Genomic DNA, 15850 nt, shown 5'->3' on the forward strand with positions numbered 1-15850 from the left:
TAGCTCAAAAATAGTATTAGACAACAATAAGTTTATCCTGTAAGCTTAATTATGTTTTTGAAAACTCATAATAACTAGGTAAAAACATAATCAACGTAAACTGATCGTACGCTTCTGGCTGGTGAAGAAAATGTAACCTTGACTGTAGATTGCCAGTTGAAATTTACCTTTCGTCTACCAGTGGTCAAACGCAAAACTATATGTACAACATCGTAGCTTTAATGAAGCTGGGGAAGAGTATATTTCACACACCATTCATTGTAGGTAACGGCAATATAACTCGATTGGAAAAAAACTCAATGGATGACTCGTTAGCACAGAGTAAGAAAAACTTTAGATCTCAAGAGTGGGTAAGGGAATATTTTGTAACTGTTGATAAGCTAAATGTGGATAACATCATCGCTAATTTTGTTGAAAATGGACAGTTCCGCTTCGGCAATGCTGAACCCGTTGTTGGGAAAGAGGCTATCCGAGATGCCCTAGTAAAGTTTTTCTCTGCAATTAAAGCGATGCATCACGAGAACGTTGGGCTATGGCTAGGGGACAGCTCAGCGGTTTTCGAGGCAGAAGTTACTTACACTCGCCAAGACGGGACAACCGTGACATTGCCCTGCGTTAGTATCCTGCGCTTTCGTGACAACTTCATCTACGACTTCCGTATGGTCATGGATGCTGCTCCGGTCTTCGCTGCTTAAGTATTCCGCCAGAAACTGTACCCGATATACGAATACTTGCAGCAAATTCACAACAATAAAGATGAGTAGCACACCAAATAACAGTAGTTATTTTTACAATTATAGCTCACGTCTGATAATGAGAAATCGTTTTAGCTTAGGCTGATTCGATTGCAACACGCTTGCAAAAATTCGAGAAAAAATAAGTTTTGAGGAGCACGAAATGAAAAACAAATTTACAGTTGAAAATGCAGCAATACTGTTGATTGACCATCAACAAGGCACAATTAAGCTCGCCCGCAACCTACCGCGTGAAGAGATTGTGCAAAACACGCGCGCACTGGCTCGCACGGCGGTCGAAACCAAGATGCCTCTTATCTTAACCAGCAGTATGGAGGCCAATTTTCAAGGTTTGCTGCTGGACGATTTGCAGATCATCGCGCCGGAAGCATACGAAAAACGGATCAAGCGCCCCGGCGTTGTTGACTGCTGGGAGTATGAGGACTTCAAAAGCGCAGTTAAAGCTACAGGCAAGAAAAAGCTGATTATGGCTGGGCTGACCAACGATGTCTGCATTGTCTTTCCAGCCATCAGTGCAGTGGAAGACGGCTACGAAGTCCAAGTCGTAGTGGATGCGGGTGGCTCGCCAACCATGCTTGCCGATGAAACTTCCACGCGACGCATGGAAAGACATGGAGTTACATTGACTTCAACTAATCAAGCGATGGCGGAATTGGCGAATTCTTGGTCAGAAGGAGTCGGGCACACGATTCAAACTATCATGTACCAAGAAATTCTGTCTAAATTCTTGGAGGCGTGAGTACATGACAAACATTCTGGTCGTTTACACCTCAACGCTGGGCAACACACACAAAATGGCTGAGGCAGTTGCTGATGGAGCACGATCGCTCACATCTACAACAGTCCTGCTGCGTGAAGCAACAGCGGCAACCATAGAGGAAGTCCGCAATTGCGATGCGCTGCTGTTAGGCACACCACTGCGCCACCGTTCTGCGGATGCACGGGTGAAGCAATTTATCGAGAACACGATCGAAGTGCTTTGGCTCACCGATGATCTGGTAGGCAAAGTGGGTGGTGTGTTCTCGGTTGGGGGTGGATATGGCAATGCCGGGGCAGGTGTGGAAATCGCCCAATTGGGACTGCTTGCAGCAATGGCAGGGGCAGGCATGATTCTTGTGCCGTTGCCCAAAACTACACCCGGAGCAGGCGTTGCCGGAAGTCACTGGGGCGCTCATGGCAGAAGCGGCGGACCCAATATGGAGCCAGTTGGCATCACCGATGAGATGCTTCAGTGTGCCTATCATCATGGGGCTAACGTGGCACGGGTGGCAGTAGCGCTACAGGGCAAAAACTTGATGGCACAGGGCAATCAGGCACCGTCTTCAGAATTGATTGCCCTGTTTTCAGAAACTCAAACCGCATGAATGACAAACTGTACTCGATTTTTACCAAGAGCAATCCTTTCTATGACTCATCTGCTTCACATTGATACCAGTCCGCGAGGAGAGCGATCGATCTCCCGCACCCTTGCCAAATTGTACATCACAGATTGGCAAGCTGCCCATCCCAACGATGTTGTCACCTATCGGGACATCGGACATTACCCGGTTCCATTTGTGAGCGAAGCCTGGATTGCCGGAGCTTATACGCCGCCAGAGCAGCACTCGCCGGAAAGTATCGAAGCGATGCGAATTTCGGATGAGTTAGTAAATAAACTTTATCGGAAATAGTACAGAATTACGAAACATCGGAATAGTCTATCCATATTCTCAAAATTCTTCCTCCTCTTGTCCCGAGCATTCCTTTTTTTCACCTCTTCCCTGCTCGATTAGGCTGCCTTTGGGGCAGTAACCGCTCTTGTTTGTCGATGGGTGAGGCGCAGATTGTGCAAACCACAGGCTGTTTCCATCACATCATCGGTATAGTGCTCCTTCCGATTGCGAAATTTCTGCACCACAATTTGACAGCGTTTGATGCCACCAATATGGTGTTCTACTTCGACTCGAACTTTGGAAATGGCTTGATTCTTCTTTTTCTCGAGATCGCTTAGTTCGGCGTTCCGTGGTTTCTTCTTCGGTTGTTGAATCGTTACCCCATCCGGCGCATAGCCTTGAAAACCCGTATCTTGCCACAATGTACTCTCTGGGGGGAATTGGTACTCTTCTTCATCGGCGATCTTTTTATCGTGCTTCTTCCCTTCATAGGTGTCACTGAGAAACACCACTGTCCCACCTCGTTGCACAATCACGTCATTTTTCACCGTATGAGCTTTTTTCTTGCCACTGTAGTAGGTCTTGCGCTCCTCCTTGTTTTTGGGGCGATTGATTGGACGTTCCGTACCATCGATGATGAATTCTAAACTGGGACAGGCACTGAGCACCGCTTCCAGTTTCGCTGGCTCTCGTTCCGGCAGGTGTTTCTCTTTGCCCAACGCTTGATTCAAGACGCGGGTTAACCGATGCACCCACTCATTCGCTTGCGCTTGCCCGAACCCAAACAAATAGCCCTGAACCTCCTGGGTCGGATACAACCGAAAATACACCAAAATAAACAACAGCTTATCGTCCAACCGCTCGAGCTCTGCCTTTCTTCCGGCACCATAAGCCCTTTGCCGCTTGACTTGCCGAAACGTTTCTTCAACATAGGTGTCCCATGCTTGGCCAAATGGAACTAACAAGGCTTCAAATTCCTCGGGCTTCAACCCACTCAGGCTTTGCAGAGTCATGGGCTTATTCTTTAGCTCTTGATAGCTCATTCTCATCGGGCAACCTCGCTCACGCCTAACAGCTCCACCTTTCGTGCTCTATCTTACAGGCTTAATTTCCGATAACTGAGATCTTGCACCATTCTCAATAAAGGGTTGCCAAAAGAGCCAAAATCTGGAAGAAAGGGCGTAGGAATAATTTGAGTTGACGATTATGGAAACCATCGTCGAATACGCCCAAGGGCTAGTCTATAGCCTTCTTTGCTTAATGCCTAGCACATACCAGAAAGCCAGTCTAAACGCCCTGTTCGGGCTGTTTCTTGAAGCTCAAGGATATCCTTTACCCCAGCACACCCAGGTGAAATCCGCTTCTTCATTGAGTCGATTTTTGAATCACTACAATTGGTCTACTCGTAGCGTGATTCGCACGACTCGTCAAATGGTGTTGCAGCAAGTGACCGCTCATCCCCCTCATCCAAGCACTCCTTTGCGAGTGTCGATCGATCTAACGACATTCGAAAAGTGCGGCAAGTTTTTGCAGTTGAGTACGCCGACGAATGACCCCAAGGCACCTGACCCCTGGGTGAGAATACTTAACGGTAAGCGGGGATTACATTTAGTAGTATTGTACCTGGTGGTGGGTGAGTGGCGAGTGCCTTGGAGCTTTCGGGTCTGGCGGGGCAAAGGCTATCAAGCGCCCAGTACAATTAGCCTGCAAGTTGTTGGCAACGGTTCCAACCCAGTTGAGTCAGGGCAGGGTGGTCATTGTACAGGCAGATACGGAGTTTGGCACCGTAGAGTTTCTCAAAGCAGTGCGAAAGCAGTCGTGGCGAGCAGTCGTGGGGATGCGCTGCAATCGCAAAATGCAGGACGGTCGTCATCTAAAGCAACTGTATCGCCATGCCAACCGTGGACAACAGGTGTATTTAGCGGGAGACACACAGCCACTGACGGTGTCCTGGTTCTGGCTCAAACGAGCCGAAGGCAAGCGAGAACTGCGCTTTGTCGTTTCTACCCATCCTTACTCTGGCATTTATCTGGTGCGGCTAGGACGTAAGCGCTCTTGCATTGAGGGCTTTTTCAAAACGAGCAAACATCGTTTTGGGCTGCATCGCTTTGGGCAAACTACGAAACTTGGTGTCTATCGCTGGCTCATCAAGAGCGCTAATTGCCTATCTATTGGCGCATTGGATTGACCAATGGTCACTACCTCCTGTCCTGGATTGGAAAGCTGCCAGTGATTTGGCATTAACTGTACTGTTTCCCTCGGTTCTGTGGTTACAATTGCTGCGGTTCATCCGAGTCAATGCTGACATTGCTGCACAATTCGATTTTGAAATTATCCTCAAACCTTTACCCATTCTTGCTTATCGAGAATGCTGCAAGATCTGAGATAATGTTTTATGACTAGAAAATCCCTCTAATATCCTTACCAATAACATTCTCACTTGTGTTTCCGCCAGTCCCAAACAATGTACGGGTTCGATTTTTGCCACACGATGGTTTCCCATCCATAACTCGGCTCCAATTGCGTGTAGAGGTGAGTCTTTCGTTTCTCGATAGAAATGAGCGATCGCGGCTGGAGCGGCTGGAGCGGGAATTGACAAAATTGCTGCGCTCGTTCCTAATTGTTCTGGAGATCGCTCTGCTCGGCGGTGTTGTTTGCGATTGTAGTTTCGCACTCCACGATGGCGATAGTAAGAGCGGCGATTGTGGCAGCGCTCGTCATCCCAACAGCGATCGCCTTCCACTCCGTGTTTGAGCTTGGCTTCGGTGACGCTCAACTTCGAGCAAAGCCTGCATTTTTCTTGACTGGGGCGAGACATCAATATTTCCTCAACGGTGCAAGTAGGTTTTCCAGCCAAAGGGCATCCGACTCGGATAACGGCGGTGGCGGTGGCGTGGCGCGATAGTCGATTGACAAATCGTAGGCTGCCTCATCATAAATAGCATTGAAAACAGCAGCCAAGTCAAGCGGCACGTCAGGGTCGGGTTGGCGCAGGGGTACGGGAATCACGGGCAGTCGATCCTGCAACCCCAACGTCCAAACTTCCACTACGCCGGAAGAGGCGCGAGTTAGCTCAATTAAATATGGCACGTTTGGTAAACGCGGATGGTTGAAAGGGCGACTGCCTCGGCGTAGCAAATCTAATTCAATTAAGTTGACACCTGCTTGGTAAAGGCGTTGGCGTTTTTGGCGGTATCCAGTCAATCCAGGTTCGCGCTTGTTGACGGGAGACAGAATTTCAATGCAAGTTACCAAGACGTTGAGTGCGGTGTCGCGAATTTCTACAGTCGGCACGCGGACTTCAACTGGTTGCAACACGGGCAAAGTTAATTGAGCAGGTGTAGTTGCGAGCGCACCAGACTGGTTTGACTGTAGCGCCCCAATTTGTCGAGAGCCAACCTGAAGTACTTCTACGTCGGGGTAGAGAATTCCCACTTCGGTTTCTGGCGCATTATCCTCCACTAGATAAATTTCTAGTCTAGCCGTGTAGCGGGGACGAAGTAGCGGCACTAAGACTTGGCGAATCTTGTTCGCCAGTGCCGAATGCACGTCCGACCATAAATATCCTTCTAGATAAGGGTCCATCCCCGGAAAGGGTGAAGGCATAAATGCACAGCCGATGATAATTTTCTGTATTGTACAACTTCAGACGTTCACTCTATAGAACACTTGTACTATTCCGAATTTAGTCGTAGTATAGTCGGATAAAAGATAATTGTGACTTATTTTATATACAGGGGGTGGTATACTGAATTGAAACCATAAGTTGACCAACTCATAAGTTGACCGACTCGGTTTTCATCGCTCACCTCGATGAGGCAGATTGCCGCTACTCAGCCATGTCCCATGAAACCGCAATCGGGCAGGAAAAGTACGTACAAGAGTGGTCAGCGCCAGAACCCCCAAGCGATCTCGTTTTCGATGATGGAGAGCCGTTGGAGACTAACCGCCACCGAATTGCGATGAACGTCCTGATTGATTCGACGCTCTCGGCGCTAGCCGAGCGGTCGGACTTTTTTGCGGGTGGCAATATGTTCGTCTACTACAGCCGCAATCAAGCGATGAATCGTGACTTTCGCGGTCCAGATTTTTTTGTTGCCTTGGATGTAGACGGTAGCCACGAGCGCCAAGGCTGGGTGGTGTGGGAAGAAGACGGTCGCTATCCCGATGCGATCGTCGAATTACTGTCGCCGAGTACGGCAAATGTGGATCGTGGGGCGAAAAAAGATTTGTACGAACGGGTGTTCCGCACTCCAGATTACTTTATATACGATCCTTTTGCTGCCGACTCGCTAGCGGGATGGCACTTGGAATTAGGACGTGGCTACCAGCCTCTGGTTCCTAACGAACGCGGTTGGTTATGGTGCGAAACTTTAGAATTGTGGCTGGGCACTTGGAATGGTAGTATCCGCCGAGAACCGCCAACAGGAACTTACAATTGGCTGCGCTTCTACGATCGCACCGGAGATCTAGTCTTGCTATCAGAGGAAATAGCTGCGCTCCAACAGCAACAAGCCGCGTCAGAGCGCCAGCGGGCAGAGGCAGAACGTCAGCGTTCCGAGCGATTGGCACAAAGGCTGCGGGAATTAGGTGAAGATCCCGATCTCGTTTAGGTATGACGGCAATGGACAATAGCGATCGCCTACCACCCATCAAAGTGATTTCCCTTAATTCTAGCAGCTTGGATGCTGCACCCCCACCTCAACCGAGACGAGGTAGACCTGCCAAAATTGGGGTGGCACTAACTGATATCCGCGTGACTAAAGTTCGAGAATTTATCAACAGTAACAACTTAGCACCTAACTCGCGCAAGGTTTACGAACGAGAACTGAGGCGCTTTATTGCTTGGACAGATTTGCTGTGGTCAGAGATCGAACCACGCCACATTGCCCAGTATAAGGCTTATTTAGTAGAGGAAGTACACACCGCTCAGGATAAACCGCTCTCCAAAAATAGCATTAACAGCGCGATCGCCACGCTCAAAAGCTTCTTTGGCTGGCTGGTGCTAGCCTATCCTGACATTCTCGCCGTCAATCCGACTGCCAGTGTGAAGCTAGAGAAGATCCCTCTACCTCCTGCCCAGAGTTTGACAGCCGAGGAAGTAGGGCGAGTTTGGGCGGCAACCGAGTATCTAGGCGAGACACAGCAACGGGATCTAGCTTTACTCCACATCTTGAGTCACGGCTTGCGGGCGGGAGAAATTGTCAGCCTTAACCCTCTTTAATCACTCTAATGAAGTAAAAATACAACCATAAATTGAGATTGCTTATCCCGTATGGCTTTCAGGCTTGATTTTCTAAGATCTAACTTCATCTGTAGCATTTTAGGATAAATCCTTCTGTAGAGCGGGTTTAAGAAATTACTCTCGTCAAAGTGATTAAAGAGGGTTAATGTCGGTGCGTTCGATGGTAGGCTGATTTTTGTCGCAGACACGAAGACAAACGAGCCGCGATTAGTACCGTTGCGAAAAGGGAGTCGCGACGCACTCAAGGAGTATTTGTTGTGGCGCTCTGAACAAGGAGAGGAAATCACGAGCGATCGCCCCTTGATTTTGTCCCAACACGCGACTCGTTCATGTGAACGATTGAGCGATCGCGGCATTTATTTTGCCATAGAAAAGATCGGTGAATTAGCAGAAATTTCCCAGCTACACCCACACTCGTTCCGCCATACGGTAGTGATATGGAAGTAGTGGTGAGGCTCAAATCCTGTCTAACTCTGCATTGTAGCCATGAATGAAGTACCAAATCGCTCCAATGTGGTTGTTCAGCTTTTTGGAAAATGATAGGCTTTCTCTTACTAACCGAGAAACGCGCTGTCTGAAGGTATTATTCAACCTTTCAATACGATTAGTTAGACCTGTTTCTTTACCAACTGCTCGATGATATTCATGGGGAATAACTGTCTTGTAAGCCTGCCAAAAATCTGTATAGGCAAAGGCAGATTGCTGATAAATCTTTGGTAAGGAGACCCATAATTTACTAGCAGATTTTCTGGTTCTATCTCCGATATAGCAACCGATAATTTTTCGAGAATTGCGGTCGATTGCTAGCCAGATATAGACCTCATTTTTCTTGCTATTAACAAATGACCACATCTCGTCACATTCAATGGTCAATTCTCCTGTTGACTTTTCTGAAACCTTAATTTGGCGCGGAGTTCGAGCTAGCTTTTGATTGACATAATCTTGCAGCCAAGACCAACTTACTTGAGTCACCCTGGCAATTCCTCGCAGTGATATTCTCTCCAGCAAGAGCCGATCGATCATCTGCTTGGTTTCCTCTGAAACAGATGAATTAGTCGGATCGATCGCAAATTGGCGACCACAGATTTTGCACTGATATTTTGGCTTGCCATTGTGAGTTGAACCATTTTTAATTACATGCTCGGAGCCACAGGTAGGACAGACTCGTTCTGAAGGTTTTTCATATATTTTTGGGGATGATTCTATCGCCTCTTGTGTTAATTTAGGTAGTAGTAATACAAATGAGTAAAATAAGAAAGCCAAAATTGTTGTCATCAAAAATGCCGAATTGCGGGGGATTACATGAGGATTATTTCCATTAGCTAATATTATAGAGAATGCTGATGAGGCAAGGGTTTTACCTCACCACTACTTCCATACCACTACCTAGCACTTCACAAAAGCTGCTTTAGCAAACTAATAAGGGATCTTTCAACTGTATCTTGCTACTTTTATCCTTCGTACAGCAGGCTTGTGAGAAATCCGGGTTTTACCACTGTGATATTTTCCAACAGGAAATTGTCGGACAGTGAAACCCAGAAAATCAAGACCAACCCGAGCTTCATACATATTAAGTGTATGGGATATTCGGGTTTTACTTGGTTTCAATTCCAGCCCCAATTCGCTTAACCACTCACTAATAATCTGCTGACATCTTTGGATAACGGCAAGGTCTTTATGCAGAATGACGAAATCATCTGCAAATCGAATTAAGCTTATTGCTGTATAGTTCGTCGCTAGAGAGCCGGGTAGACTTAAAGCAACTTGTTTAATTCTATTTTCCATGCCGTGGAGGGCTATATTCGCTAATAATGGCGAAATCGTACCCCTTGTGGAACACCCATTGATGTTGTTGTGTTGTCAGATTTCTCCCTCAAAGCATATTCGGAGAAATCAATCACTCCCGCTTTTAACCATGCACGAATTTGTCGGCAGATGGTGGGGAATGTATTTAATTTTGACAGCAGAACATTGTGATTAATTTTGTCAAAACATTTCGCAATATCGGCATCCAACACATATTTAGGTTTGAACTTAATCGTGTTGAATATTGCCTGAATCGCATCATGGGCGCTTCTTCCTGGTCGAAAACCGAACGAGTTTGGCTCAAAACGGCTTCCCATTCAGGTTCTAAGGCTAATTTTACTAGACCTTGCAAGGCACGGTCAAAAATTGTAGGTATTGATAACGGGCGAAATTCTTCCCGACCACCAGGTTTTGGTATCCACACCCTTCGAGTGGGGGTAGCTTTATTTCCTAGTTTTAAGGAATTTACCAATGTCAGACGTGCTGCTGGGGACAACGATTTTACGCCATCCACTCCTGCGGTTTTTTTTTTTTCCTCGGTTATCTTGTGTTATTCTACGCACCGCTAAACACTTAGCTGACCAGGAATGTAACAAAGTTTTCTGGAGTTTTCGGACTGCTTTGACATCACCACGCTGCGAGGCTTTGTAAATGCGCTTTTGCAACTTAATACCTTCCTCTGGTGCTTTCGCCAGGGGATAGCATTCCATTCCACCGTAGTCTTTACACTCGTTTTAGACGTATACATTGCTACTTGTACCTCTACTATCCAAGTCACCGTGCCTCCGTCTGCATATCCTCCTCATTACAAAGAGGCGTTGGCTTCTGAGGCAATCCTTCCCCTGAAGGCTTGCGGTTGGCTACCTACTCAGGAAATCGACCATTTTCTGAGAGCGCATAGGGAGTTACTTCGTTCCCAATTTTTCGTTTGACGCTGGTTTTAGGATTCTCTCTCTTCACCGGGTTTATTGTGAGTGCATATTGGTCTGCCGCTTAATCAGCCAACCACTTATCCTCTCCCTTTTGGGACAAGCCTCACAGCCTTTTGGCTTGTTTTGCATTACGATGATTCAGTCAAGAGATTTGTATTCCTATCCATGACCAGCTATGCTTGGCGGGATTCCGCATTAGGCTAGTAGTTACCGCCATGATTCCCCGCTTTACCCCAACAAGGAACCACCTTGTTGAGATAGGGGACTCGCTGTCACTCCTGCACCTGGAGGGATGGAATTACACCATCACGAAAAACTGAGTTGTCAAGGTTCGGTTGGGAATAATCCCTTCTATTTACCTTGCCTGTCATCCCCGAATATTTCTACTCATTTCGACAGAACGAATCACACTAGCGGCTTGCAAACATAATCATCTTGGCTTGCAAACAAGCTGATTTCTGGCTCAGATTGGGTCTTAAAATAGCGCTGATTGTGGTCCTAATCCTTTAGTATTGTGGGTCGCTACAGCAGCTCCTGCCAACCCCGTTAATTTGACAATACCTGGCGGTCGGTGTGCATGGGCGTTGTTATACCGCGATCGCTTCTCATCAGACTTATTTCATTAAAATCAGCTCCAAGCTGGTTATCGAGGAGTTTTTACAAACTGTTTACCACAGTCCTTACAGCGATAACATTGCTTCCCTCGTCGGTATCCATTCTTAAACAAGTTACTGGATTGGCAGTGCGGGCAAACCATTACTTTCATTACATTGTCATTCTGGCGATCGCCCACATATGGTTCTAAGTATGACACCATCAAATCCTCGATCTGTTGAATCAACCGTTGGCGGTGTTCCTGCTTAGCACTGCGAAGCGCTGCCAGCATGACTGCATTACTACTATGGACACAGACCTCTGCTAATAAATGGCACTGTTCCGTTGATATAGCTGAATTTCGTTGTCCTAGAATTGTTGCCATAAAATCGATCGCCTCCTGAGTCATGCTCTCGTCGATCGCCTGCAAAATCTGAGGTGATACATAAAATTGCACAAACACCACTCGCGATACTGGCTGCTCAAAGAGTTCCGCAACTGCTACTGCTAAATTGTGAATCATGGCGCGGAGAGATAGCTGGGCAATGGTTGGAATGTCTACCTGTGCCCAAAATGTTTTCACTCGCTCTGACGTAGCTCCATTGCCTTAAAATGGCTGCTTTATCAGGAAAAACTGGTAAAGGGAACCGATGGCTGTTCCTGCTTTAGCAGCAATCAGATGAGTGGTTGCCGATTCGTACCCCACCTCATCAAATACAACGGCTGCTGCATCTAAAATTTTTCAACCCGCTCCCTCCCACGCTGCTGCTTTGGTTGACGACGGAAATTATTTGATTCCTGATTGCTTGACGAACGTGAATAATCTGTCATATGCTAAGAACGCGAGGAATCTTTCACAATTTTACTTTTAGGAAGAACGCCATGCAGTCAATGCTAACTGGTGCGCCCTGGTTATTAGCGCACGAATCAATGCTAACCGTGAATCAACCTCGGAAGGTTTTCCTGTATGGTGCTGACTATGTGATGTGGAAGGATGCATCTGGCGCAGTTCATGCCTTGCCTAATGTTTGTCCTCATATGGGAGCGATGCTGTCAGAAGGATGGTGTGAGGTGCAGAGTAATGGTACAAGCAATGTTGTGTGTCCGTTTCATGCGCTTCAGTTTGACTCAGACGGTTGCACTACATTACCTGGATCAGGTAACAAACATTACCTCAATTGCAACCTTTAGAGCTAATCATCCAGGGGAATTTTATCTGGTCGTATGGGGGTGTGAACCCAAAATCCCTATTCCTGAGATCCTGAATGAGTTTGCAGCACAGTATGAGTTTATTGGATTTACTGGCGACCGCAGCGTCAAAACTGACTTACTGACCATGCTGCTTAATATGCATGATTACAATCATCAAAACGGTACTCACCGTACCTTATTTGAAATTCAAGAAGTGCAATTTAAGCAGTTTATCGATCGCGGGCATCATTCCCATGCCTATTATGATATGCCCAGAACAAAATCGAAACTGCAAGATATTTTGAAAAATCCAGCCATTCTTGCACTTCCTAAAATAATCAGTGCTCATCTGGAAAACTTTTTTCCAGCATTAGTCATTTTTCACGGTAAGTCTCCAATTGCCACCATCAAGCAATGTCATCTATTCATACCAGAATCTGAGACTCACACTCGAACCTATGTGCTTATGTTTGGCAAAGCTCACAGCCCGATCGTCCATCTGCTGAAACAGAATATTCTGAAGCTCGCAGATCTGGTCATCAATCAAGATGCAGACATTTTAGGTAAGATTTATCCGGATACCCCTCAGAAAATTAAACTCAACAATGAAGTTGGAATGGATTGGGTACGACGCAACTTTGAAAGTTTCCCTGATGTAGTTGAACCAAACTTGTCAAAGTAGATTTAAAGTCATTATTTGTATTTCTTATCAATCAAGCTTAAAAAATCAGTCATTTTAAAAACTTTACAAGGTTGCACCTGATGACACGAACCTTCTATTTACGCCGTGGGCTGCGGTCAAAACCAGTTGGTCGCGGGATGAGAAGTTGACTCATGAGGTTGTGTGTTCTCAGAACGGGGCAGGCTTTAGGTAAACCCATGTACCGCGCCTAATCTCCCCTCAATGATCGCCCTCAGCAGTGGCAGATAACCTCAAATTTAAACAACGCCTCTAGAGTAATCTCCCAAGGCGTTGCGCTCGATTAATTTATAAAGCTTAGTTTTAGCTATTGCCTGTATATAGCTATAGCTTAATTGGCAAGTTTTCCCTCAAGGAAAAGACTGGATAAATTTAGAGAGGAATTCTGTAAAGAGAGCAAGTAGATCTGTGACTAGCGCTACCTCTGTAAAATCACCAAACCAACTTGAACATCCTAACTTCCGCGATCGCACTATTCCTCAGTCCCTAAATAGCAGCGATGATAAAGATATACAAAAAACTATTCCAAGCCGCCCCCGCCTTATTGGGGGCTTCTTATTGGGTGCGATCGCTTCTGCTTTAATTCCCCTTTAGTAGAAATAGTACACAGGGAGATCGCCCTGTGGCAACCCAATCCGCTCCCCTGATTGTTAAGTGATCGGAGAAAAACCACAATGTAAGGGTTGAGAGGGAATTAGGGAGAACAATGGCAAGAAGCCTGCTGGCACGAGATCGAGGTCCGCTAGTCAGCATTCACGGACTGGAGTTTGCCTGTACAGATTTCGTCAGCTATGCCAGTCGCGGCTACGAGCTGCTCTCCGATCTCTACGAAGAACAGCAAGCAATCGGCGTGCAGCAGTTCCTCGAACGAGTGGGAGCAATTCGGTTGGTGGAGTGGCGGCAGCGTCCGTCTCAATGTCGGCGGTTAGCTAAAGCCCTACTGAATGCGACGATGGTGCTACAAAGCATGGTGGGTGATAATCGCGATTTGCAGTCAGTCATCAAGCAAAAACGAGTCAGGGCAAACGCATCATGTCAATAAGCCAGAAAAATCCCCAGTTTATTGAGAATAGCTGCAATAAACTTGAGCTTATTGAGAAAAAATTGAGTTGAGAGAGTTTGCAATAACTCATGCTTTCTTGAGAAAAACTAGTCTGGGCATAGGGTCGGGAGAAGTTGAATATGCGACGAATATTCTCTAGTGAATTTAGATGCGTTTGCCCTGGGATTTCAGGGATTACAACAAGAGTTTGACAACATTCATCTGCCACATAAAAAGCCAAAAGGCAAGGAATTGAGCGACCAACAGAAGCAAGAAAACCGAGAATTTAGTCGTCAACGAGTCAAATGTGAACATGCCCACGCAGGCATCAAGCGATACAACGCAGTTACAGACGTGTATCGCAATCGTGTGCCTGATTTCGATGACTGCTTGATGTTAAATGCGGTGGGTTTGTGGAACTTCTATTTGGATGCAGCATAATTTGCAGAAAAATCGGGAAAACCCTGTCCCAAAGCCAGTTTTATTTCCCAACAAGTCTATGGAAAGCTGAGCATCATTGACAACGCTTCCCTACCGTACCATCTCCTTCACTTTTTGCGACACAACCCTTGAGATTAGGTTTGGTAGACAAAGTTGATGGATGCGTTAGTTGTCTGGTGCATCTGGTATCAGATCCAAATGCGTATAGCCCTGAAGCGCCATTATGTAATAACATTATGTAATAACATATAAGGAGTAACCAAGTGCAAGTGCCATGCCACACAAACGATATAACGCAACTTGGGCGAAAATTGGCAATGCATCAGGCTTTCGTCTAAGTGCCGGATTTTTTAAGGAAAATCCTCAATTTGCTGGAGCGAAAGGTGCGGTTGAAGTCATCAGTTCCGATACCCTGCTAGTCCGCTTACAGCCCCAATCAACAGAACAAGAACAAGCTGAAGACGAACTGATGCTGAGTTTATTTCTAGATTTTTTGATGAAGCAGGCTCTATCCAATCCCTCGGAACTGGAAGCCTACACAGAAGCTATGGCAGCAGAGGACGACGAGTTGACAGCAGGAGTAGTCCTTGATAATTAACGGCTGGCAAATCTACTTTATTAAACGGCTGTTTGGCAAACAGCGTCGGGATTTACAAGCTAAAGTTCGCCAGCTAAAAAAAACCTTGCCCAAGGAGGAATATTTAAGCCATGACACGGTGAAACTCTACACCGCGATCGTGGTTGCCATCAAGGAGAAAATTCCCCTAGATCCTTTTGCATCTCACTTCGCGCTCACTGGTCCGCTCAAGAAGTACGGACGGGTCAAAAAGATGGGTCTACCCAGCCGTTATCGCCTCTTCTTTCGTGCTTTGCAGACTCCAGAGCGCAAGGCGATTTTCATCCTCTGGCTAGGTTATCCACGTAAGGCGGGGGATAAAAACGATTGCTATAAAGCGTTTAGAAAAATGGTAGAGCGAGGCGACTTTCCCAATTCCCTTGACGATCTGCTGCTTAAGAGCGAGGAGGACTAGTGTGAGGAGGATGAAGCCAATTCGACCGCGATCGCACACAGAGAGCTATTTTGTTTAATCAACTGCCCTGATCGGCGATAAGTGACATTATCACCGATCGAGAGCGAAAAATTTCGGGGGAGATGAGGGACACAACGCGGTAAGATGACTCAATGTCTGATTCTGCTGAAAGAGTCATATATCAACTAAAGGTGGTGCTGTTGGGCATCAGCCCAATGATTTGGCGGCGCATACTTGTCAGCAGCGACAGCACGATAGAAGACTTGCATTACACTATCCAGCTGGCAATGGGGTGGGAGGATATTCATCTGCACCATTTCATGATCCACGGTAAGCAGTATGGGATTACCCAACCAGGTGGAACAATATTTAGCGATCGCGCCTGTGAAGTAAAACTGGTTGTGTCGCAAAAAGTGAAGGAGATGGTACGGTAGGGAAGCGTTGTCAATGATGCTCAGCTT

At 46.5% G+C, this 15850-nt stretch carries 21 protein-coding genes and 2 pseudogenes; 16 read left to right on the plus strand and 7 right to left on the minus strand.

The genetic code is table 11. From position 1 onward, the window contains the following. Window positions 1-200 precede the first annotated feature (200 nt). From N4J56_RS33230 to N4J56_RS33245, 4 genes are all read left to right on the plus strand, one after another. Window positions 201-695: a nuclear transport factor 2 family protein gene (locus tag N4J56_RS33230; RefSeq protein WP_317110952.1), complete on the plus strand. Its 495-nt coding sequence runs from the start codon at window positions 201-203 to the stop codon at window positions 693-695. 202 nt (window positions 696-897) lie between these two features. Next, window positions 898-1494, plus strand: a complete 597-nt coding sequence (locus N4J56_RS33235; protein WP_317110953.1) for an isochorismatase family protein — start codon at window positions 898-900, stop codon at window positions 1492-1494. Window positions 1495-1498: 4 nt separating this feature from the next. Continuing rightward, window positions 1499-2119 (plus strand): flavodoxin domain-containing protein, encoded by a 621-nt coding sequence (locus tag N4J56_RS33240; protein ID WP_317110954.1) that lies wholly within the window; start codon window positions 1499-1501, stop codon window positions 2117-2119. A 42-nt stretch (window positions 2120-2161) separates the two neighbouring features. Then, window positions 2162-2425 (plus strand): NAD(P)H-dependent oxidoreductase, encoded by a 264-nt coding sequence (locus tag N4J56_RS33245; protein WP_317110956.1) that lies wholly within the window; start codon window positions 2162-2164, stop codon window positions 2423-2425. A 98-nt stretch (window positions 2426-2523) separates the two neighbouring features. Here N4J56_RS33245 and N4J56_RS33250 read toward each other — a convergent pair whose 3' ends face one another. After that, complete coding sequence (locus N4J56_RS33250; protein ID WP_317110957.1) at window positions 2524-3264, minus strand: transposase family protein; 741 nt, start codon at window positions 3262-3264, stop codon at window positions 2524-2526. An 857-nt stretch (window positions 3265-4121) separates the two neighbouring features. Here N4J56_RS33250 and N4J56_RS33255 point away from each other — a divergent pair. Together N4J56_RS33255 and N4J56_RS33260 are read left to right on the plus strand one after the other, a co-directional pair. Further along, on the plus strand, window positions 4122-4595 hold the full coding sequence (locus N4J56_RS33255) for a transposase (RefSeq protein WP_317106468.1): 474 nt from the start codon (window positions 4122-4124) through the stop codon (window positions 4593-4595). Between the two features lie 46 nt (window positions 4596-4641). Next, window positions 4642-4791, plus strand: a complete 150-nt coding sequence (locus N4J56_RS33260) for a hypothetical protein (protein WP_317106469.1) — start codon at window positions 4642-4644, stop codon at window positions 4789-4791. Here the strand turns inward: N4J56_RS33260 and N4J56_RS33265 are convergent. Further along, the gene (locus N4J56_RS33265; RefSeq protein WP_317110958.1) at window positions 4767-5225 is read right to left on the minus strand and encodes a hypothetical protein; all 459 of its coding nucleotides are present in this window, start codon (window positions 5223-5225) and stop codon (window positions 4767-4769) included. The two genes, N4J56_RS33260 and N4J56_RS33265, sit on opposite strands and share 25 nt — an antisense overlap. Beyond that, window positions 5225-6013, minus strand: coding sequence for a DUF4058 family protein (locus N4J56_RS33270; protein ID WP_317110959.1), 789 nt, complete (start codon window positions 6011-6013; stop codon window positions 5225-5227). The genes N4J56_RS33265 and N4J56_RS33270 overlap by 1 nt, the downstream gene beginning before the upstream one ends. Window positions 6014-6246: 233 nt before the next feature. Here N4J56_RS33270 and N4J56_RS33275 point away from each other — a divergent pair, with 233 nt between their 5' ends. From N4J56_RS33275 to N4J56_RS33285, 3 genes are all read left to right on the plus strand, one after another. Further along, complete coding sequence (locus tag N4J56_RS33275; RefSeq protein WP_410500721.1) at window positions 6247-7020, plus strand: Uma2 family endonuclease; 774 nt, start codon at window positions 6247-6249, stop codon at window positions 7018-7020. Between the two features lie 2 nt (window positions 7021-7022). Continuing rightward, window positions 7023-7631 (plus strand): tyrosine-type recombinase/integrase, encoded by a 609-nt coding sequence (locus tag N4J56_RS33280; RefSeq protein WP_317110963.1) that lies wholly within the window; start codon window positions 7023-7025, stop codon window positions 7629-7631. Window positions 7632-7820: 189 nt separating this feature from the next. Beyond that, complete coding sequence (locus tag N4J56_RS33285; protein ID WP_317111299.1) at window positions 7821-8099, plus strand: tyrosine-type recombinase/integrase; 279 nt, start codon at window positions 7821-7823, stop codon at window positions 8097-8099. 9 nt (window positions 8100-8108) lie between these two features. On the opposite strand, the gene N4J56_RS33290 is transcribed toward N4J56_RS33285, so the two are convergent. The 4 genes and pseudogenes from N4J56_RS33290 to N4J56_RS41465 all read right to left on the minus strand — a co-directional run bounded on the left by N4J56_RS33290 (window position 8109) and on the right by N4J56_RS41465 (window position 11690). Next, entirely contained in the window at window positions 8109-8927 is an 819-nt protein-coding gene (locus N4J56_RS33290; RefSeq protein ID WP_317110965.1) for an IS1 family transposase, read from the minus strand. Between the two features lie 213 nt (window positions 8928-9140). Next, window positions 9141-10206, minus strand: a pseudogene (locus N4J56_RS41460) (reverse transcriptase domain-containing protein); the annotation flags it as partial. A gap of 827 nt (window positions 10207-11033) precedes the next feature. Then, complete coding sequence (locus tag N4J56_RS33305) at window positions 11034-11567, minus strand: hypothetical protein (RefSeq protein WP_317110969.1); 534 nt, start codon at window positions 11565-11567, stop codon at window positions 11034-11036. A gap of 24 nt (window positions 11568-11591) precedes the next feature. After that, window positions 11592-11690, minus strand: coding sequence for a TetR family transcriptional regulator (locus tag N4J56_RS41465; protein WP_410500690.1), 99 nt, complete (start codon window positions 11688-11690; stop codon window positions 11592-11594). A gap of 185 nt (window positions 11691-11875) precedes the next feature. Here N4J56_RS41465 and N4J56_RS33310 point away from each other — a divergent pair. The 7 genes and pseudogenes from N4J56_RS33310 (at window position 11876) to N4J56_RS33340 (ending at window position 15823) form a co-directional block, all read left to right on the plus strand. Next, window positions 11876-12857: pseudogene (locus tag N4J56_RS33310) on the plus strand (Rieske 2Fe-2S domain-containing protein). A gap of 426 nt (window positions 12858-13283) precedes the next feature. After that, window positions 13284-13469: a hypothetical protein gene (locus N4J56_RS33315; RefSeq protein ID WP_317110972.1), complete on the plus strand. Its 186-nt coding sequence runs from the start codon at window positions 13284-13286 to the stop codon at window positions 13467-13469. 112 nt (window positions 13470-13581) lie between these two features. Beyond that, the gene (locus N4J56_RS33320) at window positions 13582-13917 is read left to right on the plus strand and encodes a hypothetical protein (protein ID WP_317110973.1); all 336 of its coding nucleotides are present in this window, start codon (window positions 13582-13584) and stop codon (window positions 13915-13917) included. Between the two features lie 159 nt (window positions 13918-14076). After that, window positions 14077-14358 carry a transposase family protein gene (locus N4J56_RS33325; protein ID WP_317110974.1) on the plus strand — a complete coding sequence of 94 codons (282 nt, stop codon included), beginning with the start codon at window positions 14077-14079 and terminating at the stop codon, window positions 14356-14358. Between the two features lie 274 nt (window positions 14359-14632). After that, a complete protein-coding gene (locus N4J56_RS33330) occupies window positions 14633-14956 on the plus strand; it encodes a hypothetical protein (RefSeq protein ID WP_317110976.1) in 324 nt (107 codons plus the stop codon). Then, complete coding sequence (locus tag N4J56_RS33335) at window positions 14946-15389, plus strand: type II toxin-antitoxin system YhaV family toxin (RefSeq protein ID WP_317110977.1); 444 nt, start codon at window positions 14946-14948, stop codon at window positions 15387-15389. The genes N4J56_RS33330 and N4J56_RS33335 overlap by 11 nt, the downstream gene beginning before the upstream one ends. A gap of 152 nt (window positions 15390-15541) precedes the next feature. Beyond that, on the plus strand, window positions 15542-15823 hold the full coding sequence (locus N4J56_RS33340; RefSeq protein WP_317110979.1) for a plasmid pRiA4b ORF-3 family protein: 282 nt from the start codon (window positions 15542-15544) through the stop codon (window positions 15821-15823). Window positions 15824-15850 lie beyond the last annotated feature (27 nt).

It is taken from the genome of Chroococcidiopsis sp. SAG 2025 (assembly GCF_032860985.1).
Taxonomy (GTDB): domain Bacteria; phylum Cyanobacteriota; class Cyanobacteriia; order Cyanobacteriales; family Chroococcidiopsidaceae; genus Chroococcidiopsis.

Bases quoted from the DNA above. Each gene is read 5' to 3' on its own strand.
- N4J56_RS33230 (WP_317110952.1), top strand. From the start codon at position 201: ATGTACAACATCGTAGCTTTAATGAAGCTGGGGAAGAGTATATTTCAC.
- N4J56_RS33245 (WP_317110956.1), top strand. From the start codon at position 2,162: ATGACTCATCTGCTTCACATTGATACCAGTCCGCGAGGAGAGCGATCG.
- N4J56_RS33340 (WP_317110979.1), top strand. From the start codon at position 15,542: ATGTCTGATTCTGCTGAAAGAGTCATATATCAACTAAAGGTGGTGCTG.
- N4J56_RS33280 (WP_317110963.1), top strand. From the start codon at position 7,023: ATGACGGCAATGGACAATAGCGATCGCCTACCACCCATCAAAGTGATT.
- N4J56_RS33330 (WP_317110976.1), top strand. From the start codon at position 14,633: ATGCCACACAAACGATATAACGCAACTTGGGCGAAAATTGGCAATGCA.
- N4J56_RS33320 (WP_317110973.1), top strand. From the start codon at position 13,582: ATGGCAAGAAGCCTGCTGGCACGAGATCGAGGTCCGCTAGTCAGCATT.
- N4J56_RS33240 (WP_317110954.1), top strand. From the start codon at position 1,499: ATGACAAACATTCTGGTCGTTTACACCTCAACGCTGGGCAACACACAC.
- N4J56_RS33235 (WP_317110953.1), top strand. From the start codon at position 898: ATGAAAAACAAATTTACAGTTGAAAATGCAGCAATACTGTTGATTGAC.
- N4J56_RS33270 (WP_317110959.1), bottom strand. From the start codon at position 6,013: ATGCCTTCACCCTTTCCGGGGATGGACCCTTATCTAGAAGGATATTTA.
- N4J56_RS33290 (WP_317110965.1), bottom strand. From the start codon at position 8,927: ATGACAACAATTTTGGCTTTCTTATTTTACTCATTTGTATTACTACTA.
- N4J56_RS33265 (WP_317110958.1), bottom strand. From the start codon at position 5,225: ATGTCTCGCCCCAGTCAAGAAAAATGCAGGCTTTGCTCGAAGTTGAGC.
- N4J56_RS33275 (WP_410500721.1), top strand. From the start codon at position 6,247: ATGTCCCATGAAACCGCAATCGGGCAGGAAAAGTACGTACAAGAGTGG.